This window comes from Rhizobacter sp. P2_D12, assembly GCF_056404395.1.
In genome coordinates, this window is sequence record NZ_JBFUEB010000050.1 from 1 (window position 1) to 22,091 (window position 22,091).

Below are 22,091 nucleotides of genomic sequence, written 5' to 3' on the forward strand. Positions count from 1 at the left end.
GGCGCGGGCGGCGCCGCGGGCGGCGGCGTCGGCGCGATCGTCGTCACCGGCGGCGGCGTCGGCGTGCTCGCCGTGATCGTCTGCTGCACCGGCGGCGGCGTGGCCACCTGCACCTCCGGCGGCGGAATGAACGGCGGCGGAGGGGCCTCCAGCTTCGGCGGCGGCGGCACCACGATCTCCGGCGGCGGCGGCGGCTTCTTCACCTCCTCGATCACCTTCGTCTCGATCGGCGCCCTCACCACGTCGACCACCTTCTTGGCCAACCCGGTCAGCAGCGCATACACGATCGCCGCGTGAAACAAAATGACAAACCCGATCCCGACCAGGTGGCGGCGGGGGTCGGCTTGTCGCTGCGAAAAATTCATCGGTCGCGAACTCCTGTGCAGATCAAAGGCCTAGAGGGGCTTAGGCAAGCTGCATGCCTGCACAAGTACACGGGTACAAAACCACTCGTTAGCTACCAGTTTAGTACCAGTAATACCACCCGTCAATGCAGGCAAAACCCGAGGAAAATCCCAGAAAACTGCTTTCCTGACAACAGGTTACGTTTTCCGACAGCTTCCTGGGTTGAACCCGTCGACAGGCGAGCTTGCTGGCCCGGCGCTCGACACCGGCCCGAAAAATACCACTGTCAGGCCAGAACTTTTCACGGGGTTTTCGCGGCTTTACCCGAACAAAGCACCGTGTTGGGTCATGTCCGGCTTCATGACGCCAGCTCTTGGCGCATCGACCTGATGATGGCTGCGTAATCGGGGTGGCCGAAGATCGCGCTGCCGGCAACGAAGGTGTCGGCGCCGGCGTCGGCGACGCGGCGGATGTTGTCGATCTTGATGCCGCCGTCGACCTCGAGCCGGATGTCGCGCCCGCTGGCATCGATCAGCCGGCGCGCCTGCTCGATCTTCTTCAGCGCCATCGGGATGAAGCTTTGCCCGCCGAAGCCGGGGTTGACGCTCATGATCAGCACCAGGTCGATCTTGTCGATCACGTACTCCAGCACCGACAGCGGCGTCGCCGGGTTGAACACCAGGCCGGCCTTGCAGCCCTCGGCCTGGATCAGCTGGATGGTGCGGTCGACGTGGGTGCTGGCGTCGGGGTGGAAGCTGACGGTGCTGGCGCCGGCGCGGCAGAAGGCCTGCGCGAGCGGGTCGACCGGCTGCACCATCAGGTGCACGTCCAGCGGCACCGGGCTGCCGTCGGGCCGCACGGCGTGCTTGCGCACCGCCTCGCAGACCATCGGCCCGAAGGTCAGGTTGGGGACGTAATGGTTGTCCATCACGTCGAAGTGGATCCAGTCGGCGCCGGCGGCGATGACGTTGCGCACCTCCTCGCCAAGACGGGCCAGGTCGGCCGACAAGATGCTGGGAGCGATGCGGAACGTGGTCATTCGATGCAGCCGGTGAAAGGCCGAAAGGCCGGCATTTTAGGCCGGCGAGGAATCGGTCACAGGCCGCTCCGTAGAATCGCGCCCATGGCCCATCCTGAATTCACCTGCTCGGTCGCCGTGCGTCACCTGCCCGAGCAGTCCAACGCAGCCACCGGCCACTACGCCTTTGCCTACACGATCACCGTGCGCAACAGCGGCGACGTGGCGGCCCAGCTGATCGCCCGCCACTGGGTGATCACCGACGGCCAGGGCCGCGTCGAAGAGGTGCGCGGCCTGGGCGTGGTCGGCCAGCAGCCGCTGCTGCAGCCCGGCGACAGCCACGAATACACCAGCTGGACGCGCCTGGCCACGCCGCAGGGCAGCATGCGCGGCACCTTCTTCTGCATGACCGAGGACGCGCGGCCCTTCGACGCCCCGGTGCCCGAGTTCGGGCTGTCGCTCGCCTCGACGCTGCACTGATGCCCTGGAAGCGCAAGCGCGCGGGCGCGGCCAAGGCGTCTGCCGTCAAGGCCAAGCCGGGCGCGTGGGACCTGAGCGCGCTGCTGAACGCCGCCGACGCATCGGCCTCGCTGCCGGAACGCCACCTGTGGCTGGTGCGCCTGCTCGAATGGCTGCGCCACGCCACGCTGCCCATGGACGGCCAGCAGACGCCGACGCCGCTGCTGCGGCTGCGCCACCTGCTGAACGTGCTGGACCGCCACCCAGAGCACCAGGCCGAGGTGGCCGCGCTGCTGGCGCGCTTCTGGCGCGAGGTGGACGTCGCCGCGCTGCTGGCCGACTTCGGCTTCTCGCCGCGCCGCGACCTGGCCGGCGAACTGGGGCAGCGGCTGCGCCTGCGCCTGCTGCCGGGCACGCCCGCCACCACCGACCTGGCCGAGCTGTTCGGGCTGCTGTTCCCGCAGCCGGACGACGCGGTATGGCTGGACGCGCTGGATGAAGCGACGCTCGAGCGCCTGACCGCGCTGCTCGGTCCGGCCGCCGCGGCCACCACCCACTGGCGCGCGCCCTTCCTCGACGCCATCACCTTCCTCGCGAGCGCGATCCGCGCCACCGGCTTCTCGCCGACGGTGCGCCAGCGCATGAGCCCCGAGCTGCTGGCCTCGCAGCCGTTCCGCCAGCTGGCCCACGTGGCCGAGCAGATCCGCGCCCATGCCGACGGCGGCGACACGCCGGCGCTGCTGCGCGAGGCGCAGTACCTGCGCGCGCTGCTGGACACCTGCCGCCGCTGCGCCGACAGCGTGCACCTGCACCTCGAGGCGCACGGCGTGTCGGTCGACGTGGTGTTCGCGGTGGAGCAGTTGCGCGAGCGCACGCAGCGCGTCGAGGAGCTGCTGATCTGCGTGCTGAGCCCCGAGCCGGCGCGCGACATCGCGCGCCTGGTGGCCATGCTGGTGCGCACCGCCGGAGAGCGGCGCAGCATCCGCGCGCTCTTCGCGCGCCACTACTCGCTGCTCGCGCGCAAGGTGGCCGAGCGCAGCGCCGAGACCGGCGAGCACTACATCACCCGCGACCGCAGCGAGTACCGCCGGATGCTGCGCGCCGCGGCCGGCGGCGGCGCGGTGCTGGCCGGCACCACCTTCATGAAGTTCTTCGTGCTGGCGCTCGGGCTGTCGACCTTCTGGGCCGGCTTCTTCGCCGGCGTCAACTACGCCGGCAGCTTCGTGCTGATCCACCTGATGCACTGGACGGTGGCCACCAAGCAGCCGGCGATGACGGCGCCGGCGATGGCGGCCAAGCTGGACGACGTGTCGAACGACGAGGCGGTCGAGGGTTTCGTCGACGAGGTCGCGCACCTGATCCGATCGCAGGCCGCCGGCATCCTGGGCAACCTGGCGCTGGTGGCGCCGCTGGTGCTGACGGCGCAATTCGCGTGGACGGCAGCCTTCGGCGCACCGCTGATCGGCGCGAAGGACGCACAGCACGTGCTGGAGACGCTGACGCTGCTCGGCCCGACGCCGCTGTACGCGGCCTTCACCGGCGTGCTGCTGTTCCTGAGCTCGCTGATCGCCGGCTGGGTCGAGAACTGGTTCGTCTGGCACCGGCTCGACAGCGCGATCGCCTGGAACCCGCGCATCGTCGCGCGGCTCGGCGCGGCGCGCGCGCAGCGCTGGTCGCTCTACTGGCGCAACAACATCTCGGGTCTCGCGGCCAACATCTCGCTCGGGCTGATGCTGGGCCTGGTGCCGGCAGTCGCGAGCTTCTTCGCGCTGCCGATCGAGGTGCGCCACGTGACGCTGTCGACCGGCCAGCTGGCCGCGGCGGTGGGTGCGCTCGGCTTCGACATCCTGCACCAGCCGCCGTTCTGGTGGTGCCTGGCCGGCATCGCGCTGACCGGGCCGCTGAACCTGGCGGTCAGCTTCTTCCTCGCGTTCAAGGTGGCGCTGCGCTCGCGCGGCATCCGGCTGAACGACCGCAGCCGCATCTACCGCGCGATCCGCCGGCGGCTGTGGCAGCGGCCGGGGTCGTTCATCGTGCCGCCGAGGGGCTGATGCGTTTCGCGCGCTTCGATTAATTCGTGCAATTCGCCTAGAATCGGGGCATGACTCCCAAGCACGTGAGTGCCACGCGCAAACCGAAGCCTGCTCCTGCGCAGCGCACCGCCAAGGCTACGGGCAGCATTGACCTTGTCGTTCACCTGTCGGTGCCGACGCAGCCGCTGATGTCCGTCATCGAGCGGCACGTGAAGATGTCAGCTGCCGCCAAGTCGGCGCTCGAGCAAGACCTGGCCGCGACCCTGCAACTTGCGGGCGTGCAGCTTTCTGCAGGAAGTGAAAAGGTCGACGATGCGGTAGACGAAGTTCTTTCGACGGAGCAAGCGGCAAAGCTCCTCGGGGTTTCGCGCCCCTTCGTCGTCAAGCTCGTTGACACAGGCGCCATTCCCATGCACCAACGCGTGGGCAATCAGCGCCGTGTCCTCAAGAGCTCCGTTCTTCGATGGCGAGCCCATGAACAATCTCGGCAGGCCAAGGCGTTGAAGCGCCTCGCGCAGGAGCTGGACGACGAGATCTTTGCCGGCCCCCAGTGAGCATCCCCGTCGTTGCGGATGCCGACACGTTGTTCGGTGCGACGACGAGGGGCCTGCTCGTCTTCCTCGACTATCGAGGACTCATCAAGCTTCATTGGTCGCCGCTCATTCTTGACGAGATGAGTCGAGCCCTGGTGGATGCGCGCCGCAAGCCGACCCTTGAGGCCCCGAAGGTGCTGCAGCAGCGGCTCGGCGATGCACTGCCGAATGCGATGGTCACCGTCCGCGACGGTTCAAGCGCAGTTCGAATCGGTTCAACATGCGGTCAATTCAGCGAAAGATGTCCATGTGGCCGCCTGCGCCCATCACTTGGTTGCATCGAACGCCTACCCGGGCTTGGAAGCCGTGGTTCTGGCCACACGAAATGCGCGGGATTTTCAGCAGGACGAACTTGCCCGCCTCGGGATCGAGCTGAGGCGCCCTGACGAGTTTCTGCACGGGGTCTTCTCAATGTCGCCGGGAGATTTCGCGTTCGCCTTCCGCAGTTTCAGGCGGGACCTGACATCAAAGCCGGAACCTGCACCGCTGCTGGACGCCCTGCAACACGATGGTCTTGTGCGAACTGCAGCCGCGCTTCGCGCGGCCCATGAGGCAGGCATTCACAGGCTTTGAGGCCTAACGTTCATCGTCGTGCCGCTCGCCCTTCTTGCGGCCCGCGAACATCGTCCACCACACGATCAGCAGCAGCACCGCGAGCGCTCCCAGCGCTTCGAGGAGAATCAGTCCCATGATGATGTTTCCTGGCCGTGGCCTCAGGTGGATGGCGGCGGCGATTCTAGGCGTGCTGGGCGCGTGCGCCGGTCCGCAGTACGCACCCGTCGTGCCGACGCCTCCCGGCCCGGCCGCCAACGCGCCCGTCGCCACACCGCCGGCGCCCGGCGACAAGCCGCCGATGCTGACGCGCGTGCGCAGCCGCTGGGTCGGCGCCGCATGGACCGACCTGCCCGGCTGGGAGTTCGACAGCACGGCCGAGCTGTGGCCCGCGCTGCTGCGCAGCTGCGAGAAGCCGGCGCTCGACTGGACCCGCGTGTGCCTGGATGCGCAGAAGCTGACCACCATCACCGACGGCAGCGTGCGCGTGTTCCTGCAGAACCGGGTGCAGCCGTGGCGCGTCGAATCGCTCGAAGGAGGCACCGAGGGGCTGATGACCGGCTACTACGAGCCGCTGGTCGAAGCGAGCCGCGTGCCGCGCGGTGCCTTCCGCATCCCGCTGTATGCGCCGCCGGCCGACCTGGCGGCGCGCAAGCCCTACTGGACGCGCCAGCAGCTGGAGACGGTGCCGGCCGCGCAGGCTGCGCTGCGCGGGCGCGAGCTGGCCTACATCGCCGACCCGCTGGATGCGCTGGTGCTGCAGATCCAGGGTTCGGGGCGCCTGCAGCTGACCGAGGCCGACGGCACGCGCCGGCTGCTGCGCGTCGCGTTCGCGGCGCACAACGACCAGCCCTACAAGTCGGTCGGCCGCTGGCTGGTCGACCAGGGCGAGCTGACGCTGGAGCAGGCCTCGTGGCCATCGATCAAGGCCTGGGCGCGCAAGAACCCGAAGCGGCTGAACGAGATGCTGTGGGCCAACCCGCGGGTGATCTTCTTCCGCGAGGAGCCGTTGCCCGATCCGGCGCTCGGGCCCAAGGGGGGGCAGGGCGTGCCGCTGACGCCGGGGCGCTCGATCGCGGTCGACACGCAGAGCATCCCGTACGGCACGCCGGTGTGGATCGATGCGACCGAGCCGCTCAGCTCGACGCCGCTGCGCCGCGCGGTGATGGCGCAGGACACCGGCACCGCGATCACCGGGGCGGTGCGGGCCGACTACTTCTGGGGCTGGGGCGATGTCGCGGAGCAGCAGGCGGGGCGGATGAAGCAGCCGCTGCGGCTGTGGGTGTTGTGGCCGCGCTCTTGAAGTGAAGTTGAACCCCGGATTGGCATCCGGGCTACGGGCCTTGTAGCCCGGATGCCAATCCGGGTGCGGCATTCACAACATTGCCTGCTGCAAGCCCAGCAAACCGCCCGCGCAACGCGGACTGCGGTCATATCGAAGTGCCAAAGGCTTTGTTCCCGCCGCCCCCTCGGCTGGCCACACTGCGCCTTCGCATCTTCACTTCCGGATCACCCCGATGAGCCCGTCTTCGTTCCTGCGCCGCGCGCTGCTGCTGGCCGCCTCGACCTTCGTCGCCACCGCCGCCTGCGCACAAGGCGGCAGCGCCACCGACAGCCCCTACGGCCTGCAGGCGCTGTGGACGCAGAGCGACGGCGTCGCGAAGACGGTGCTGGTGATCCTCGCCGTGATGAGCATCGGCAGCTGGTACGTGATCATCACCAAGCTGCTCGAGCAGCTGCGCATCGGCGGCCACGCCAAGCGCGCCGCGCGAGACTTCTGGAACGCCGGCACGGTGCAGGCCGGCGCCACGCAGCTGGCCGAGCGCAGCCCGTTCCGCTTCATCGCCGAAAGCGGCCTGGCCGCGACGAAAAAACACAGCGGCCTGCATGCGAAGGTCGACTTCGCCGACTGGGTCGACCTGGCCGTGCACCGCGCCACCGAGCGCGTGCAGCGCAGCCTGTCGTCGGGCCTGAGCTTCCTCGCGACGGTCGGCTCCACCTCGCCCTTCATCGGCCTGTTCGGCACCGTCTGGGGCATCTACCACGCCCTCACCGCGATCGGCATCGCGGGCCAGGCCTCGATCGACAAGGTGGCCGGGCCGGTGGGCGAGGCGCTGATCATGACGGCCATCGGCCTGGCGGTGGCGGTGCCGGCGGTGCTGGGCTACAACTGGCTGCTGCGCCGCAACAGCGCGGTGATGGACGAGGTGCGCGACTTCTCCGGCGAGCTGCATTCGGTGCTGCTGTCCGGCCAGCCGGCCTGAGGCCCGCACGATGGCGATGAACCTGGCCGCGGTGAACGGCGGCGGCGACGAGCAGGTGGTGGCGGCGATCAACACCACGCCGCTGGTCGACGTGATGCTGGTGCTGCTGATCATCTTCCTGATCACGATCCCGGTGGCGAACTTCTCGGTGCCGGTCGAGCTGCCCAAGCGCCCCAACGAGCTGCGCGAAAGCACGCCCAAGGACGTCGTGATCTCGGTCGATGCGCAGGGCGGCACCTTCTGGTTCGATGCACGCATCGCCGGCCGCGACGACCTGCAGCAGCGCCTGAAGAAGATCGCGGCGCAGAACCCGCAGCCCGAGGTGCACATCCGCGGCGATGCGCGCGGCGACTACGCACCGGTCGGCCGCATCCTGCTGGCCTGCCAGCGCGCCGGCATCCTGAAGGTCGGCTTCATCACCGAACCGCCTCCGAGGGGATGAGCACGATGCGACGCACGAAGAAGATCCGTCGCACGCTGGTGGTCGACGAGCCGGTGGCCGACATCAACACGACGCCGCTGATCGACGTGATGCTGGTGCTGCTGGTGATGCTGATCATCACGATCCCGATCCAGCTGCACAACGTGAACCTGCAGCTGCCGGTGGGCACGCCGCCGGTGAGCGAGGTCAAGCCCGAGGTCGTGACGATCGCGATCGACGGCGCAAGCACGGTGCACTGGAACGGCACGCCGCTGCGCGATGCGCGCGAGCTGCAGGAGCGGCTGCAGGCGGCGGCGGCACAGCCCGAACCGCCGGAGCTGCATGTGCGCCCGGACGCGCACACCCGGTACGACCGCTTCGCCGAGGTGATGGTGGCCGTCAACCAAGCCGGCCTGCACCGCATGGGCGTGGTCGGCAGCGAACAGTTCATCGACAACCAGGGAGCCCCATGAGCGCCGTACTTCCCCCGTCGGGCCGCCTGCTGGCCCGCGACGACAGCCCCACCTACGAGGATGCCGGGACGCGCCGCGGTGCCGGCCTGGCCGCCGTGCTGGGCCTGCACGTGCTGATCGCCTATGCGCTGGCCTCGGGCCTGGCGCGCGAAGCGGTCGAGGTGATCAAGAAGCCGATCCAGATGAGCATCGTGCCGGAGGCGCCGCCGCCGCCGCCCCCGCCCCCGCCGAAGATCGAGAAGATCCAGCCGGCGCCGAAAGTGCTGACGCCGCCGCCCGCGTATGTGCCACCTCCCGATGTGACCCCGGTGGCCGCGCCCGAGCCGCAGATCACCGCGGTGCAGGCCGAGCCGCCGAAGGAACCGCTGGTGATCGCGCCGCCGCCCCCGCCAGCGCCGGAGCCGAAGCCGGTGGTCGCGAAGCAGGAGATCAGCCTCGCGTGCCCGGGCTACCAGGGCGTGCTGGAGCAGGTGCTGGCCGATGCCTTCGACCGCGTCGGCATCGTCGGTGCGGTGCGCACGCGCATCACGGTGCGCGGCAGCCAGGTGGTCGACGCGGTGCCGCAATCGGGGCCCAAGGAGTACTACAAGTACGTGCAGGGCGCGGTGAAGCGCATGAAGTGCTCGGCCGGGGGAGCCGAGGAGGTCCAGGTGGTGCTGGACGTGCTCTTCAAACGCTGAACCTGCGCCGGGTCCGGTGATCAGCCGATGAGGTACACGTAGAGAATCTGGCAGTAGCTGCCGCTGCCGACAGCCGCCAGCTGCGTGCCCATCATCAGCGTCTTGCCGGTGGTCTGCGCGGTCAGTACCGTCGCCAGGACGCCCTTGTAGTGGGGTCGGTCAGGTTCAGGAAGAACTGGCGGCAACGAATCCGAACATCATCAAGGCGGCGGCGATCGATCGGCGCAGGCGCACCGCGTGAAAAATCAGCATGAGGTTCCTCCTTCAGAGCATCCAGATGCCCAGCACCGGACCGGGATTCCCGGCGGTGCAGCTGGCGTTGTCAGGCAGGTAGCGGATCCTGACCTTCTGGTGCATCACCTTGGCCGTCATGACGACCGCCAGCATGGATTTGTAGTTGGGGTCGGATTGGTTGACCACGCCGGCACCACCCTCCAGCCAGCTCGCATAGAAGTAGCTGTTGCCGCCGCTGGCGGGCGGATCGCCGCCGACGAACAGGTCGGCTGGCGTGACCAGGCATTCGGTGACGGCATGCGCAACAGGCGCGATGGTCGCAAGAGCGACAGCCAGGGCGGACAGGGCCGCCCTTGGCGCTGATGTTTTCGACATGTTGCCTCCCTCCGGGAAAGAACTGAACTGCTCTTGGTTGGCATCGTTCCGGAGGGCATCCACGCTGTCGCAGCCGCACCTCGTCGCCGACGCGAAAGCTTAATGCATCGGACACTGGCCAATCCGGGACCCGCACCGATTCAATCGATCGCGAAGCAGTAGAAGAGCCCGGCACCGCCCGTGCTCACCAGGTTCTCCTGCCCACACCCGCGGCTCGCATGCGCCGAGTTCCACGAGCTGTTGCCCCCGCCCGTGCGATCGAAGTGCCCGACCTGCGCCGAGCCGTCCGCCGCGCTGCTGATGTAGTTGCGACAGGTGTGGTCGGCCGCGTCGGCAAACGCCCGCCCGTCCGGTTGCGAGCCCGTCAGGATGTCGTGCTGGTTCGGCTTGTCGCCCGCACCCTTCACCGGCTCGTTCTTCTCGGTGAACACCGTGTTGCGCGTCAGATTGCTGCCCAGCCGCGCCAGCTCGAGCGTATCGCCGTGCAGGTGCGCCAGGTCGCGCGCCACCACCGCGCCGCGCACGTTGGTCCACGGACCCGCGCCGATGCGGTCGCGCGCATTCACCGCCGGCTGGCCGTTCGCCTCCTGCGTGCTCAGGTAGGCCCGCCAGGTCTTGGTGTCGTTGCCGACGGCGCTCGCCAGCTTCTTGCAGTGCGCATCGGCACCCGACAGGCCGCCCAGGTCGGCACCCTTGCCGGTGCCTTCGCTCGTCACGAAAAATGTGAACGGCTTGGGCGGCTCAGCCGGCCGCGGCGCCGATGCGGCGGTCTGGGCGTGCAGCGGGCCCATGGCCACGCAGGCCAGTGCGGCCAGAAGCTTTTTCTTGTGATGGATCATCGTCGTTCTCCTCGTTGGAATCGGGCGTGCGGCTCTCCCGGATTGCGCTGCGCTTCATCCGGGCTACGACATCAGTTCGAATTGCGGAAGTCGTCGTGGCAGGACTTGCAGGTGCGCGACAGCTTGCCGTGCTGGTCCTTCACTGCCGCGGCATCACCGGCCTGCGCGACGCGCAGCAGCTCGTTGGCCTCTTTCGTGAAGGCCGCGTTCAGCTCGGCCACGCGCTGCGTGTCCTTGAACAGCTCGGCCTTGGCGGTGGTGTCGTGCCAGCCCTTGCCGGCCTCGGTGCCGGGCGTGAACAGCGCCAGCAAATTGGTGTTGGCCAGCGCCGCGATCGCGCTCGCCGACCTGACGACCTCGTCCTTGTTGTAGCTGCCGTCGACCGAGGCCTTGATGCGCGCGGTGTTCAGCGCAATCACCTGGAAGGCCGACTGGCGCCAGCGGATCTGGTTCTCCGGTTTCGGCGCCTGCTGCGCCCAGGCCGTGGCCGCGGTCGTGGCAACTGCGACGCCCAGCGCCAGAACGGTTGCGATGCGAATGCTCGTGGGTTTCATCATGATGGTGTGAGGTGGAGGAAACGGATTCACTTGAAGGGCTTGTACTGGTCGTGGCAGTCGTTGCAGGCCTGCGCGATGCGCCGCGCGGCGCCACCGGCACGCTCGTAGTCGCCGGCGCCGAGCAGCGGCGCGATCGACGCCGCCAGCTCTCGCCCGTCGGCCGAGATCTGCCGTGCATCGGCTGCCGGCAGGTCGTCGCGGAAGAAGGCCTCCATCAACGCGTACAGCCGCTCGATCTCTTGCGCATCGGCGCGCGCGGCCGCCGCGTCCTGGCGCGCGATGCTCTTCTGCACCGCGACGCTGGACTTGTCGATCGCACGCATCCACACGTCGAACTCGAGCACGCTGGCCGCGAACGCGGGCGCGGCCAGCCCCGCGGCCACCAGCGCCGCGGCGAGGAAGGTCGGTGCTTTCATTTGTTCTTGTAGACCTCGTGGCAGGTCTTGCACGAGCGCACCAGCAGGCCGAGCGTGTCCGACGCCGCGTCGTAGTCCTCGCTCGCAAGCGCCTTGCGCAGCTCGGCCGCCAGCGCATGCGTCTTGCGCGAGAAGCCGACCGCATCGGCCGCGTCGCCCTTGGCCTCGTAGTAGCCCTGGACCTGCGCGAACCAGTCGACCAGCTGCTGCGCTTCGGCAGCAGCGGCCTCCTTGTTCTTCAGCGAGACGTTCGAGTCCAGGCTCTTGGTGGTGTCCTCGATGCCGCGCATCAGGTCGCCGTCCAGCGAGAAGGCGGCCGACGCAGCCCCCGCGACCAGCAGCCCCGCCAGCACGAGTGAAAGTCGTGCCGGCTTCAGACGAGGATCTCCTTGACGACGTCGCCGAACACCGAGGTCGGCTTCTCCGATCGCCCCTGGTACAGGAAGGTGATCTTCTTGTGGTCCAGCCCCAGCTGGTGAAGGATGGTCGCCTGCAGGTCGTAGGTGTCGACCACGCCGCTCACCGCGCGCAGCCCGATCTCGTCGGTGGCCCCGTGCGTGCCCGGCTTGATGCCGCCGCCGGCCAGCCAGCTGGTGTAGCCCCAGGGGTTGTGGTCGCGCCCGTCGCCGCTCTGGCCATACGGCGTGCGGCCGAACTCCGAGGTCCAGACCACCAGCGTGCTCTCCAGCAGCCCGCGCGACTTCAGGTCGGCCAGCAGCCCGGCCACCGGCTTGTCGACCTGCTTGCACATCACGCCGTGGTTCTTCTCGAGGCCGTTGTGCGCATCCCAGCTGTCCACGCTGTTGTCCGGCGCGCCGGAGATGCAGTGCACGAAGCGCACGCCGCGCTCGACCAGCCGGCGCGCACGCAGCAGCGCGGTGCCGTACTCGTCGGTCTCCTTCTGGCCGATGCCGTACAGCTCTTTCGTCGCCGCGGTCTCCTTGCCCATGTCGACCGCCTCCGGCGCCGAGCTCTGCATGCGGAAGGCCAGGTCATAGGACCGGGTGCGCGCCTGCAGCTCGGTGTCGTTCGGGAAGCCGGCCGACTGGTGCTCGTTCAGCGACTTCAGCAGCGCCAGCGTGTTGCGCTGCTCGGCCTCGCTCAGGTTGGCCGGCCGTGCCAGGTGCAGGATCGGCGAATCGCCCTGGCGGAAGGCCGTGCCCTGGTAGGCCGCGGGCAGGAAGCCCGAACTCCAGATCACCTGGCCGCGCCCGCCGCCGGCCGCCCCCTTGCCGGTGGGCAGCACGACGAAGGCCGGCAGGTCCGGGTTGGACGAGCCGAGCGCGTACTGCACCCACGACCCCAGCGCCGGACGCCCCGGCACCAGGCCGGCGGTGTGCAGCTTCAGCGACGAGATCACGTGCGTGCTGCCCTCGGTCTTGCAGCCCTTCAGGAACGCGATCTGGTCGACCTGCTTCGACAGGTGGGGCAGCAGGTCCGACACCCACGCGCCGGTCTCGCCATGCTGCTTCCAGGTGCGCTTGGTCGCGAGCAGGTTGCCGACGCCGCCGTCGGTCGCGGTCTTCAGGTTGCGGCCGAACGAATCGGGCAGCGGCGTGCCGGCCAGCTTGATCAGGTCGGGCTTGTAGTCGAACAGGTCCAGCGTGCTCGGCGCGCCGGCCATGTGCAGCCAGATGACGGCCTTGGCCTTGGCCGGGAAATGAGGCTCGCGCAGCGCCTGGGGGTCGGCCAGCTCGCTGGCCCAGGCCGACTGGATGCCCAGCCCGAGTGCCGCGCCCGCGCCCAGCTGGCCGAGGAAGTCGCGACGCGAATGGTGATGGTGGTGGCTCATGTCAATGTCCTCGTGGGTTCTCAAAACCGGTAGGTGAATTCGTTGGAGTTCGCGACCGCATGCACCAGGTCGACGAAGGCGGCGGCACGCGCCGGGTTCAGCGTGGGCTCGGCCTTCCTGGCCTTGGCTGCCTTGCCCGCCTTCGCGTCGGAGCCCTTCGCATCGTCTTCGTCGTCGTCGCCGCCGGCGTCGCCCGACTTCAGCTTCTCCTGCTGCTTCGCCAGCGTCTGCACGAACACCGCCTTCTCGTAGCGGTCGGCGCTGCGGCCGTAGACCGTCTTGTAGAGCTGGTCGATCTGCGCCGTCAGCACCGGGCTCACGCCATAGCCTTCGGGCGCATTGAGCTTCCTGCCCTGCACCAGCTGCTGGCGCGTCAACGCCTCCTGGCTGTCGAGGAAGGCCAGCAGCTTGCCCTTCTCGACGCTGTCCGGCTTGCGCGCATAGAGGATCTCGAACAGGCGGTCGATCTGCGCCGGCTCCTTCGGCCCGGCCTCGCGGATCACGCGGCCGGCCAGCGCCTTCGACCACTCGAACACCAGGTCGCTGTTGATCAGCGCCAGCGCCTGCGGCGCCGTCGTCGTCACCTCGCGCTTGTTGTGCACCAGCTGCGGGTTGGCCCAGTCGAAGGTGTCGAGCAGCGGGTACGGCGTGTTGCGGCGCACGAAGATGTAGACGCTGCGGCGGTGGTGGTCGTGCGGGTTCTCCGAGGTCGGCCACGCATTGCGGTTGTCCAGGTTGATGGGGATCGGCGGGAACACCGCCGGTCCGCCCAGCTTCTCTTCCAGCAGCCCGGCGGCGGCCAGCAGCGAATCGCGGATCTCCTCGGCCTCGAGCCGCTGGCGCGGGAAGGCCCACAGCAGCTTGTTGCCCGGGTCGACGGCCTGCGCCTCGGGGCGCGCCGCCGAGGCCTGGCGGTACGCGCCCGACAGCAGGATCTCGCGCTGCAGCGCCTTCACGCTCCGGCCGTTCTTCACGAAGCTCGTCGCCAGGTGGTCCAGCAGCTCGGGGTTGCTGGGCTTGCTGCCCATCTTGCCGAAGTCGCTGACGGTGTCGACGATGCCGGTGCCGAAGAACTGCGCCCACTGGCGGTTGACGAAGACGCGCGCGGTCAGCGGGTTGGCCGGGTCGGCGATCCAGTTGGCCAGTGCCGTGCGGCGGCCCGACGAGGTCGCGGTCGGCTGGATCGCCGGCGTGTTGCCGCCCAGCAGCGCCGGCACCGCCGGCTGCACCTCATCGAGCTTCTTGTCGTAGATGCCCTTGAACAGCACGTAGGTCGGCGGGCTGTCGGCATGGCCCAGCTCGGTCATGGTCGAGATGCTGCCGGGGTCGCGCGGCTTGATCTTGTCGAAGGCCTTCAGCTGCTCGGACAGCGCCTGGTACTTCTCGTAGCCGGCCTTGTCCTTGGTCTTCAGCTGGTTCACCGCGTTGCGCGTGCGGCCCGACATGGTCCACAGGTTGCGGTGGTAGATCCAGCGGTCGTAGGCGTTGCGCTCGGCCTCGGGCTTGCTGATCGACACGCGCGTCTCGGGCACGAAGCCCGACAGGCGGTCGGACTCGAGCTTGTCGACGACGGGCTTGAGCAGCGCCTCCTGCTGGTCGCGGATCGACTGCGTCGCGGCCTCCCACCTGGCGCGCTTGACGCTGTACTCGGCGAGCGCCTGGCCGTTGATCGCCGGCACGTCGTCGCGCCAGCTCGCATTCACCAGGAAGGCCTGCAGCTGGTAATACTCCTTCTGCGAGATCTTGTCGAACTTGTGGTCGTGGCACTGCGCGCAATTGACCGTGGTGCCCAGCAGCACCGAGCCGACGGTGTCGGTCAGGTCGTTGGCGACCTCCTGCTTCTTCAGGTTCAGGTCGCGCGCGTTGATCTCGTCCGGGAAGTTGCGCAGGAAGCCGGTTGCCACCTGGGCCTCGATGCTGTCCGGCCACAGCTCGTCGCCGGCCAGTTGCTCCTTGACGAAGCGGTCGAAGGGCTTGTCGCGGTTGAACGCGTCGATCACGTAGTCGCGGTAGCGCCAGATGTTGGGCCGCGTGCCGTCGGCGTTGTAGCCGTCGCTGTCGGCATAGCGCGTCAGGTCGAGCCAGCGCCGGCCCTGCCGCTCGCCGTAGCGCGGCGACGCGAGCAAGCGATCGACCAGCTTCTCGTGCGCCTTGGGCGAGCGGTCGGCGACGAAGGCCTTGACCTCCTCCGGCGTCGGGATCAGGCCCCAGGCGTCCAGCGTCGCGCGGCGGATGAAGGTGGCGCGGTCGGCTTCGGCCGAGGGCGACAGGCCCTTGGCTTCGAGCCTGGCGAGCACGAAGCCATCGAGCGGCGTGCGCACCCAGCGCTTGTTCTTCACCGCCGGCTCGGCGGGAGCCTGCGGCGGGGTGTAGGCCCAGGCCTTGGCGGCGGCCGGCGGCGCGGCCGGCTTCTCGTCGGCGGCGGTGGCGATCGCTGCGCTGGCGCCGATCGCGAGGAAGGCAGAAAGCAACTTGAGTTTCATGGACGTACTCGATCTGCGGGAGGTGGATGAAGCGCCTACAACTTGCCGGCGAACTGGATGCCGACGCTGCGCGGGATGGCCGGCGCGTAGCTGTTCCAGGTCTTCGAGCGCGGCGTGTCGTCGTTGAACAGGTTCTTGACGACCAGGCTGACGTCGAAGCTCCTGCTCTGCGTGCCGACGCCGATGGCCCAGTCGACCAGCGCGCTCTTCGGGATCACCGAATAGGCGGACAACGCGTTGTCGGAGTAGTAGCTGCTGTTGGCCGACACGTTGGCGCTGGTGTGGAATACCTTGTCGCCCCGCACCGGCTGGCGGTAGTCGGCACCGAGGTTGACGCTGTACTTCGGCGCGCCGGCCAGCGGCTGGCCGCTGAGGTCGCGGTAGGGCGGTGCGCCGGCGTAGCCGTTCTCCACCGGCTGCGCGGCATTGGCGAAGTCCTTGTAGATCGCCTTGTTGTAGGCGCCCGAGAAGCGCAGCGTGGTGTTCGGGATGCCGGCATAGACGCCGTCGACCTCCAGCCCCGACACCCTGACCTTCGGCACGTTGCCGGTGGCCGAGGTGTAGTAGAAGCTGCCGTCGTTGTTCAGCGCGGTGGTGTACTGGTCGACGATGCGCACCGACTGCTGGTAGTCGGTGATGTTCATCAGGAAGACGTCGGCGTTGAAGACCAGCGTCTTGTCGAACAGCGTCGACTTGAACCCGAGCTCGAAGGCGTTGGTCTTCTCCGGCTGGACCAGCGCCGACACGCCGTTCACCAGCTGCGCGATGCCCGCCTTCTCGCCGTGCTGGTACGAGAAGTAGGTGGTCAGCTGCTCGCTGACCTTGTACGACGGGCTCACCACCAGCGCCGGCTGGGTCTTCTGGAACGACTCGGCCTGCGTCTGGTTGAACAGCACGCCGAGCTGGCTCTTGCGGATCGCCTTCGCATCGGCCACCTGCTGCTTCTGCGCGGCGGTCAGCCCGGCATAGGTCGGGACGCCGAAGTACTTCTGCGCGATCAGGTCATCGGTGCCGACCGCATCCGGGTTCAGCTCGGGCGCGCTGCCGCTGCTGTTGAGGGTCGAGCGGCCGGCGTTCTGGCGGTCCTCGCGCGTGAAGCGCAGGCCGGTGGTCAGCGTCAGCGGCTCGCTCAGGTGCCAGTTGGCCTGCGCGAAGACGGCGGCGCTCTTGTTGCGGATCTCCTGCACGCCGGTCGGCGAGTTGTACGAGGTGGCCACGTTGGCCAGCGAGTTCAGCATCAGCAGGCGGCCGGCCGCATCGGCATCCAGCCGGTTGTACTGCGCGTTGCTCGCGAACCAGGCGCCGGCATCGTTGCCCCAGGCGCGGCGGTAGTCTGCTTCGTTGTGCACGTCGATGTAGTACAGCCCGCCCTGGTAGTCGACGAAGCCGCCGGCCGCCGAGCTGATGCGCAGCTCCTGGCTGGCCTGGCGGTAGTCGTTCCAGAAGCCGCCGGAGTTGCGGTAGACGTCGAACGGCGTGCCCTCGTCGTTGACGGCGTCGAAGTGGTAGTCCTTGTACGCGCTGATCGAGGTCAGCGTGTGGCCGCCGGCGAGCTTCCAGTTCAGCTCGGCCGACGCGCCGCGGCTGCCGGTGACCAGCGGACGCTGGTTGTCGTTGCTGAGGAAGGCGTAGTAGTCGCCCAGGCTGTAGCCGGTGTTCTGCGTGAACCAGCGGCGCGACAGCCGGGTCGCGTTGTCGACCGCGGTGTTGGGCGAGCCGTTCGCGTAGGTCGACGGCGTCGGCGTGAAGACGGTGCGGCCGTTGGTGGTCTCGCCGGCGCGCGGCTGCAGGTCGAACGCGAGGCGGGCGTTGAAGTCCGGGTCCGGCGTGATCAGGAACTGCACGCGGCCCGACACGCGGTCGGTGTTGGTGTAGGTGATGTCGCGGTTGTAGTGGTTCTCGACGTCGCCTTCGCCGCGGTCGACCGAGAAGGTGCCGCGCCAGGCGATCAGGTCGTCGACGACGGGGCCGCCGACGGCCGCGGTGCCGGCGAAGCCGCCGCGCTGGCGGAACTCGAGCGTGTAGTCGGCGGTGGGCGTGAACGACGGCCGGCGCGTCGTGATGTTGACGACGCCCAGGCTGGTGTTCTTGCCGAGCAGCGTGCCCTGCGGGCCGCGCGTGACCTCGACGGTGTCGACGTCGATGAAGTTGAAGCTGGAGGTGAGGGCGTTGTAGGCGTAGTTGACGCCGTCGACGATGACGCCGACGCTCGGGTCCTGCGCCTCGGTCTGCCCGATCTTGCCGACGCCGCGGATGCTCAGCGAGCTGGTGCGCTGGTTGCCCAGGTTCCACGAGACGTTGGCGGCACGCCGCGTGATCGCGTCGATGCCGTAGGCGCTGAGCCGTTCGAGTTCAGACCCCTGCACCACCGAGATCGACAGCGGCACGTCCTGCAGCCGCTCGATGCGGTTGCGGCTGCGCACGACGACCGCGTCGAGCGCCTTGGCTTCGTTGTCGGCGACCGGGGCCGAGGCGGCGGCATCGGGGGCGGGCGGCGCGTCGGCCGCATGCGCGAGGACCGCGATGACGGCCGCCGCGATCGGCGAGAGTCGGAGCAACTGCTTGATCAAGAGAGGGTCCCTCGGTGGTGGTTGTCGTGTGGCTTCTTCGTGTGTCGAGCCACCACCCTGAGAGCACGGCGCATGCCTGGCGCGCGGCCGTGGATCTGCTGCAAAGCCAGCAAGGGCGAGGCTTGCGGCTGTTGTGTGTGCAACGCGGCTGTCGTGTTCGTCGCTGCGGCAGCAGCGCATCGCCGGGTGGCGCGAATGGCATGAATGCTGCGATGGCGGTGTCTCTCACCACCACCACGGGACACCCGCTCCATGAAGAGTTTCAAGATCGCCGCGCTCGCCGCGGCCCTCGCCGTCGGCGCCGTCGGCGCATCGGCCCAGCAGGCCGCGGACGCCTGGAAGTACAAGACGAAGCGGCTCGCCCGCGCCGAGGTCGACGCGCTGCTTGCGCAGCCCGGCGGCGTGCTGGTGCTGGACGTCCGCCGCCCCGACGAACTGATCAAGTACGGCAGCTTCCCGGTGTTCCTGAGCATCCAGAACCGCGACGTCGAGAAACAGCTCGCGTGGCTGCCGCGCGACCGGCGCATCCTGACGGTGTCGAACCATGCGCAGCGCGCGGGCGCGATCGGCGACCTGCTCGCGGGCAAGGGCTACCAGGTGGCCGGTGCGACCGGCTCGGAGGACTACGAGAAGGAAGGCGGCACGGCGGTCAGCCACATCCAGCCGCCGGCGCCGCGGGCGGCGTCAGCGGTCGCGCCGTAGCCTCAGTGCTTCAGGGCGCGCACCGCGTCCAGCGCGCGCGCCACGTTCTCTTCGGGCGACAGCCCGCTCAAGGTCGCCGCGATGCGGCCGTCGGGCCGGATGACGAACGTGGTCCGCTCCGCCAGGCCGTGGTCGATCTCGTCGCCACGCCGGGTCTTGCTGCCGGCCTTCTGCTCCCGCACGGCCAGGTCGAACGACTTCGCGATCGCACCCTTGGCATCGGAGGCCACCGCGACCGTGCCGGCGCACGACTCCGGGTCGGCCGAGAACGCGTTGAGCCGCTCGATGCGATCGAGCGAGACGCCGATGATGCTGGCCCCGGCCTCGCTGAACTGCCTGGTGTTCACCGCGAAGGCATGCGCCTGCAGGCTGCAGCCGATGGTGAACGCGGCCGGGTAGAAGTAGACGACCACCGGACCGCGCGCCAGGGCGTCGCGCAGCGAGTAGTCGAAGGCCTTGCCGGCCAGCGAGGCGGTGGCGCGGAAGGCCGGCGCGGTGTCGCCCTCGCGCAACGCGGCGTTCGCGGGAACGGTGGCAGCGGCGGCGGTGGACAGCAGGCAGGTGGCAAGCAGGTGTTTCATGCGGATCGACCGGGAGTTGGAAAGGGCCGGCGTGCAACTCGCGGGCCTGCCCCGCGGCCCTGCACCTGCTGCGCCGGCAGCAGCCCGTGCGGCGCCATTGTTGGCGATGCAACAGCGCCGCGCACAACGCGACAGCGATGACCCTGATCGCCTTGACGGGCGCATATGCAAGCGTGAAATGCTGCGTTCACGGCACGGAACAAGACACCTACTGTGTGGATCGCGTCACTGCCAGCCACCCGCCCACCGCATGTCTGCCGACCACCTGCTCACCCTGCCCGATTCCGCCAGCCTCGCGCTCTCGATCCGTGCCAAGGCCCTGCTGTTCCATGACCCGCGTTCGCTCGCCGTGCTGGAGCAGGTGGAACGCGTGGCCGGCAGCGAGGCCACCGTGCTGGTGGTCGGCGAGACCGGCACCGGCAAGGAACTCATCGCCCGCCACATCCACAAGCGCAGCGGGCGCGACGGGCCGTTCATCGCCGTCAACTGCGGCGCGTTCAGCGAGTCGCTGATCGATGCCGAGCTGTTCGGCCACGAGGCCGGTGCGTTCACCGGCGCGAGCCAGTCGCGCGCCGGCTGGTTCGAGGCGGCCAACGGCGGCACGCTGTTCCTCGACGAGATCGGCGACCTGCCGCTTGCGCTGCAGGTGAAGCTGCTGCGCGTGCTGCAGGAACGCCAGGTGGTGCGGCTCGGCTCGCGCCGCGCGATCCCGCTCGACGTGCGGCTGGTCGCGGCCACCAACGTCGAGCTGCACCGCGCGGTGGAGGCGCAGCACTTCCGCGCCGACCTGTACTTCCGCCTCAGCGTCGCCACCATCGAGCTGCCGCCGCTGCGCGACCGGCCCGGCGACATCCTGCCGCTGGCGCGCCATTTCATGTCGACCTTCTCCGGCAAGCTGTCGCTGCAGGGCACGCAGCTGTCGCCCGAGGCGCGCAGCGCGCTGCTGGCGTATGCCTGGCCGGGCAACATCCGCGAGCTGGAGAACGTCATCCACTACGCGCTGATCGTCTGCCGCGACGGCATCGTGCGGGCCGGCGACTGCCGCTTCACGCCGCTCGGATTCATGGGGTCGGCGGCGACGGTGCAGGCCGTCCCGGCCGAGCCGGCCGCAGCGCCGCCCAAGGTCGACCCGCTGGCCGCGCTGGAGCGGGCCCTCGGCGACCTGATGGACAGGCGGCATCCGAACCTGCTGCAGGCGATCGAATCGCTGGTGGTGCAGCAGGGGTTCGCGCGCTGCCGGGACAACCAGGTGCAGACGGCGCGCCTGCTGGGGGTGACGCGGAACACGCTGCGGACGCTGCTGAAGCGCTACGGCCTGCTGGCGCTGTCATCGCGCGACGAGGACCTCGAAGCCGCGTAGTCCGGATGCCAATCCGGGGATCGTCCGTCACAAACCCGGATTGGCATCCGGGCTACGGGAGGCGGATCACCCCCGTGCGGTAGTCGTACTCGAACACCTCCCCGTGGCGCCCCCACTCGATCGCGGTGCGCAGCACGCGTTCGGCCTCGGCCGCATCCAGGCTGTCGCTGAGCAAGCGCAGGAACGGCTCCTGCGGCAGCTCGCCTGACGACTCCTGCTCCAGGCTGTGGCGGATGTGCGCCGCGAGCGGCACGTTCGTCAGCAGTTGCTGGCCGAACAGCTCCTGGCGCAGCGTGTGGTCGCCCTCCACGTAGCGCCGCCCGAGCGGCGTCAGGTGCAGGTCGCCATCGGCCAGCTGCGCGAAGCCGAGCAGCGACAACCCCTGCGTCAGCGGCAGCAGCTCGTCGTCGGTCAGCTCGGTCTCGCCGGCCAGCTTCGGCAGGTCGGCATGGCCGGCGAACAAATCGTCGGCCAGCAGCTCGAGCAAGCCGTCCATGCGGCTCACGTCGGCCTGCGGCAGCCGGTGCGCCAGCGGCAGCCCCACCGGCTCGCCGGCCGGGCGGCGCGCGGCACCGGCCGTCATCAGCGCATACACCTCGTCGACCAGCTCGCGCACCTCGGGGCTGTCGGGGTCGCGCGGACGCGGCAGTTGCACGGACAGCTGGCAGCGCACCCGCCCCGGGTCGCTCGCGAACACCAGCACGCGATCGGCCATCAGCACCGCCTCCTCGATGTTGTGCGACACCACCAGCATCGCCTTGGTCGGCATGCGGCGCGAGGTCCACAGCGACAGGATCTCGTCGCGCAGGCGCTCGCCGGTCAGCACGTCGAGGGCCGAGAAGGCCTCGTCCATCAGCAGGATCTCGGGTTCCACCACCAGCGCGCGCGCGATGCCCACGCGCTGGCGCATGCCGCCCGACAGCTCGCGCGGCAGCGCGCCCTCGAAGCCGGCCAGCCCGATCAGCTGGATCGCGGCCAGCGCGCGCGCGGCGCGCTGCTCGGGCGCCATGCCGCGCGCCTCGAGCCCGAGCTCGACGTTCTGCTGCACCGTGAGCCACGGGAACAGCGCGAACGACTGGAACACCATCGCGATGCCGCGCGCCGGGCCGTGCAGCGGCTGCTCGCGGTAGCGCACCTCGCCGGCGTCGACGCCGATCAGCCCGGCCAGGATGCGCAGCAGCGTCGACTTGCCCGAGCCCGACTGCCCGAGCAGCGAGACGATCTCGCCCTCGGCCAGCCGGAAGTCCACGCCTTCCAGCACCGAGCGAGCGCTGCCGTCGGCCGAGCGGAACGACTTGCCGACGCCTTTCAGTTCGATGAGTGTCTTCATGCCCGCCCCCAGGA

The 22,091-nt window shown here is 69.1% G+C and carries 23 protein-coding genes and 1 pseudogene; 12 read left to right on the plus strand and 12 right to left on the minus strand.

The genetic code is table 11. The features are described from left to right. Positions 1–297, plus strand: a pseudogene (locus AC1DYN_RS17355) (hypothetical protein); the annotation flags it as partial. A gap of 406 nt (positions 298–703) precedes the next feature. Here the strand turns inward: AC1DYN_RS17355 and rpe are convergent. After that, a complete protein-coding gene (rpe, locus tag AC1DYN_RS17360) occupies positions 704–1,384 on the minus strand; it encodes a ribulose-phosphate 3-epimerase (protein WP_477961732.1) in 681 nt (226 codons plus the stop codon). Positions 1,385–1,468: 84 nt separating this feature from the next. Between rpe and apaG the strand changes: the two genes are divergently transcribed. The 9 genes from apaG to AC1DYN_RS17405 all read left to right on the plus strand — a co-directional run bounded on the left by apaG (position 1,469) and on the right by AC1DYN_RS17405 (position 8,838). After that, a complete protein-coding gene (gene apaG, locus AC1DYN_RS17365; RefSeq protein WP_477961734.1) occupies positions 1,469–1,843 on the plus strand; it encodes a Co2+/Mg2+ efflux protein ApaG in 375 nt (124 codons plus the stop codon). Beyond that, on the plus strand, positions 1,843–3,873 hold the full coding sequence (locus tag AC1DYN_RS17370; RefSeq protein ID WP_477961736.1) for a site-specific recombinase: 2,031 nt from the start codon (positions 1,843–1,845) through the stop codon (positions 3,871–3,873). Before apaG ends, AC1DYN_RS17370 begins: the two co-directional genes overlap by 1 nt. A gap of 50 nt (positions 3,874–3,923) precedes the next feature. Then, the gene (locus AC1DYN_RS17375; protein ID WP_477961737.1) at positions 3,924–4,409 is read left to right on the plus strand and encodes a helix-turn-helix domain-containing protein; all 486 of its coding nucleotides are present in this window, start codon (positions 3,924–3,926) and stop codon (positions 4,407–4,409) included. Between the two features lie 207 nt (positions 4,410–4,616). After that, a complete protein-coding gene (locus AC1DYN_RS17380; RefSeq protein ID WP_477961739.1) occupies positions 4,617–5,021 on the plus strand; it encodes a VapC50 family PIN domain-containing toxin in 405 nt (134 codons plus the stop codon). A gap of 115 nt (positions 5,022–5,136) precedes the next feature. Next, on the plus strand, positions 5,137–6,303 hold the full coding sequence (gene mltA / locus AC1DYN_RS17385) for a murein transglycosylase A (RefSeq protein WP_477961741.1): 1,167 nt from the start codon (positions 5,137–5,139) through the stop codon (positions 6,301–6,303). Positions 6,304–6,517: 214 nt separating this feature from the next. Continuing rightward, positions 6,518–7,264, plus strand: a complete 747-nt coding sequence (locus AC1DYN_RS17390) for a MotA/TolQ/ExbB proton channel family protein (protein WP_477961742.1) — start codon at positions 6,518–6,520, stop codon at positions 7,262–7,264. Positions 7,265–7,274: 10 nt separating this feature from the next. Further along, complete coding sequence (locus AC1DYN_RS17395) at positions 7,275–7,706, plus strand: ExbD/TolR family protein (RefSeq protein ID WP_477961744.1); 432 nt, start codon at positions 7,275–7,277, stop codon at positions 7,704–7,706. Beyond that, the gene (locus tag AC1DYN_RS17400; RefSeq protein ID WP_477961746.1) at positions 7,703–8,158 is read left to right on the plus strand and encodes an ExbD/TolR family protein; all 456 of its coding nucleotides are present in this window, start codon (positions 7,703–7,705) and stop codon (positions 8,156–8,158) included. Before AC1DYN_RS17395 ends, AC1DYN_RS17400 begins: the two co-directional genes overlap by 4 nt. Further along, entirely contained in the window at positions 8,155–8,838 is a 684-nt protein-coding gene (locus AC1DYN_RS17405) for an energy transducer TonB (RefSeq protein ID WP_477961748.1), read from the plus strand. Before AC1DYN_RS17400 ends, AC1DYN_RS17405 begins: the two co-directional genes overlap by 4 nt. Positions 8,839–8,858: 20 nt before the next feature. Here the strand turns inward: AC1DYN_RS17405 and AC1DYN_RS17410 are convergent, their stop codons facing one another. The 9 genes from AC1DYN_RS17410 to AC1DYN_RS17450 form a co-directional block, all read right to left on the minus strand. Further along, positions 8,859–9,023, minus strand: a complete 165-nt coding sequence (locus AC1DYN_RS17410) for a hypothetical protein (RefSeq protein WP_477961750.1) — start codon at positions 9,021–9,023, stop codon at positions 8,859–8,861. 79 nt (positions 9,024–9,102) lie between these two features. Beyond that, complete coding sequence (locus tag AC1DYN_RS17415) at positions 9,103–9,510, minus strand: hypothetical protein (protein WP_477961751.1); 408 nt, start codon at positions 9,508–9,510, stop codon at positions 9,103–9,105. A 77-nt stretch (positions 9,511–9,587) separates the two neighbouring features. Then, positions 9,588–10,286 carry a lectin gene (locus AC1DYN_RS17420; protein ID WP_477961753.1) on the minus strand — a complete coding sequence of 233 codons (699 nt, stop codon included), beginning with the start codon at positions 10,284–10,286 and terminating at the stop codon, positions 9,588–9,590. 71 nt (positions 10,287–10,357) lie between these two features. Further along, positions 10,358–10,843 carry a cytochrome c gene (locus AC1DYN_RS17425; RefSeq protein WP_477961755.1) on the minus strand — a complete coding sequence of 162 codons (486 nt, stop codon included), beginning with the start codon at positions 10,841–10,843 and terminating at the stop codon, positions 10,358–10,360. Between the two features lie 26 nt (positions 10,844–10,869). Next, positions 10,870–11,259: a hypothetical protein gene (locus AC1DYN_RS17430; protein WP_477961757.1), complete on the minus strand. Its 390-nt coding sequence runs from the start codon at positions 11,257–11,259 to the stop codon at positions 10,870–10,872. Continuing rightward, a complete protein-coding gene (locus tag AC1DYN_RS17435) occupies positions 11,256–11,612 on the minus strand; it encodes a hypothetical protein (RefSeq protein WP_477961759.1) in 357 nt (118 codons plus the stop codon). Before AC1DYN_RS17435 ends, AC1DYN_RS17430 begins: the two co-directional genes overlap by 4 nt. A gap of 20 nt (positions 11,613–11,632) precedes the next feature. After that, the gene (locus tag AC1DYN_RS17440; protein WP_477961761.1) at positions 11,633–13,051 is read right to left on the minus strand and encodes a DUF1501 domain-containing protein; all 1,419 of its coding nucleotides are present in this window, start codon (positions 13,049–13,051) and stop codon (positions 11,633–11,635) included. Between the two features lie 20 nt (positions 13,052–13,071). Continuing rightward, on the minus strand, positions 13,072–15,534 hold the full coding sequence (locus AC1DYN_RS17445; protein WP_477961763.1) for a DUF1549 and DUF1553 domain-containing protein: 2,463 nt from the start codon (positions 15,532–15,534) through the stop codon (positions 13,072–13,074). A gap of 35 nt (positions 15,535–15,569) precedes the next feature. Then, entirely contained in the window at positions 15,570–18,104 is a 2,535-nt protein-coding gene (locus AC1DYN_RS17450) for a TonB-dependent receptor (RefSeq protein ID WP_477961765.1), read from the minus strand. 252 nt (positions 18,105–18,356) lie between these two features. On the opposite strand from AC1DYN_RS17450, the gene AC1DYN_RS17455 reads away from it, so the two are divergent. Further along, positions 18,357–18,806, plus strand: a complete 450-nt coding sequence (locus AC1DYN_RS17455) for a rhodanese-like domain-containing protein (RefSeq protein WP_477961767.1) — start codon at positions 18,357–18,359, stop codon at positions 18,804–18,806. Positions 18,807–18,808: 2 nt separating this feature from the next. On the opposite strand, the gene AC1DYN_RS17460 is transcribed toward AC1DYN_RS17455, so the two are convergent. Then, entirely contained in the window at positions 18,809–19,387 is a 579-nt protein-coding gene (locus AC1DYN_RS17460; RefSeq protein WP_477961769.1) for a peroxiredoxin, read from the minus strand. Positions 19,388–19,637: 250 nt separating this feature from the next. Here AC1DYN_RS17460 and AC1DYN_RS17465 point away from each other — a divergent pair, with 250 nt between their 5' ends. Further along, on the plus strand, positions 19,638–20,747 hold the full coding sequence (locus AC1DYN_RS17465) for a sigma-54 interaction domain-containing protein (RefSeq protein WP_477961771.1): 1,110 nt from the start codon (positions 19,638–19,640) through the stop codon (positions 20,745–20,747). 52 nt (positions 20,748–20,799) lie between these two features. On the opposite strand, the gene AC1DYN_RS17470 is transcribed toward AC1DYN_RS17465, so the two are convergent. Continuing rightward, positions 20,800–22,077 (minus strand): ABC transporter ATP-binding protein, encoded by a 1,278-nt coding sequence (locus AC1DYN_RS17470; RefSeq protein WP_477961773.1) that lies wholly within the window; start codon positions 22,075–22,077, stop codon positions 20,800–20,802. Between the last annotated feature and the right edge of the window lie 14 nt (positions 22,078–22,091).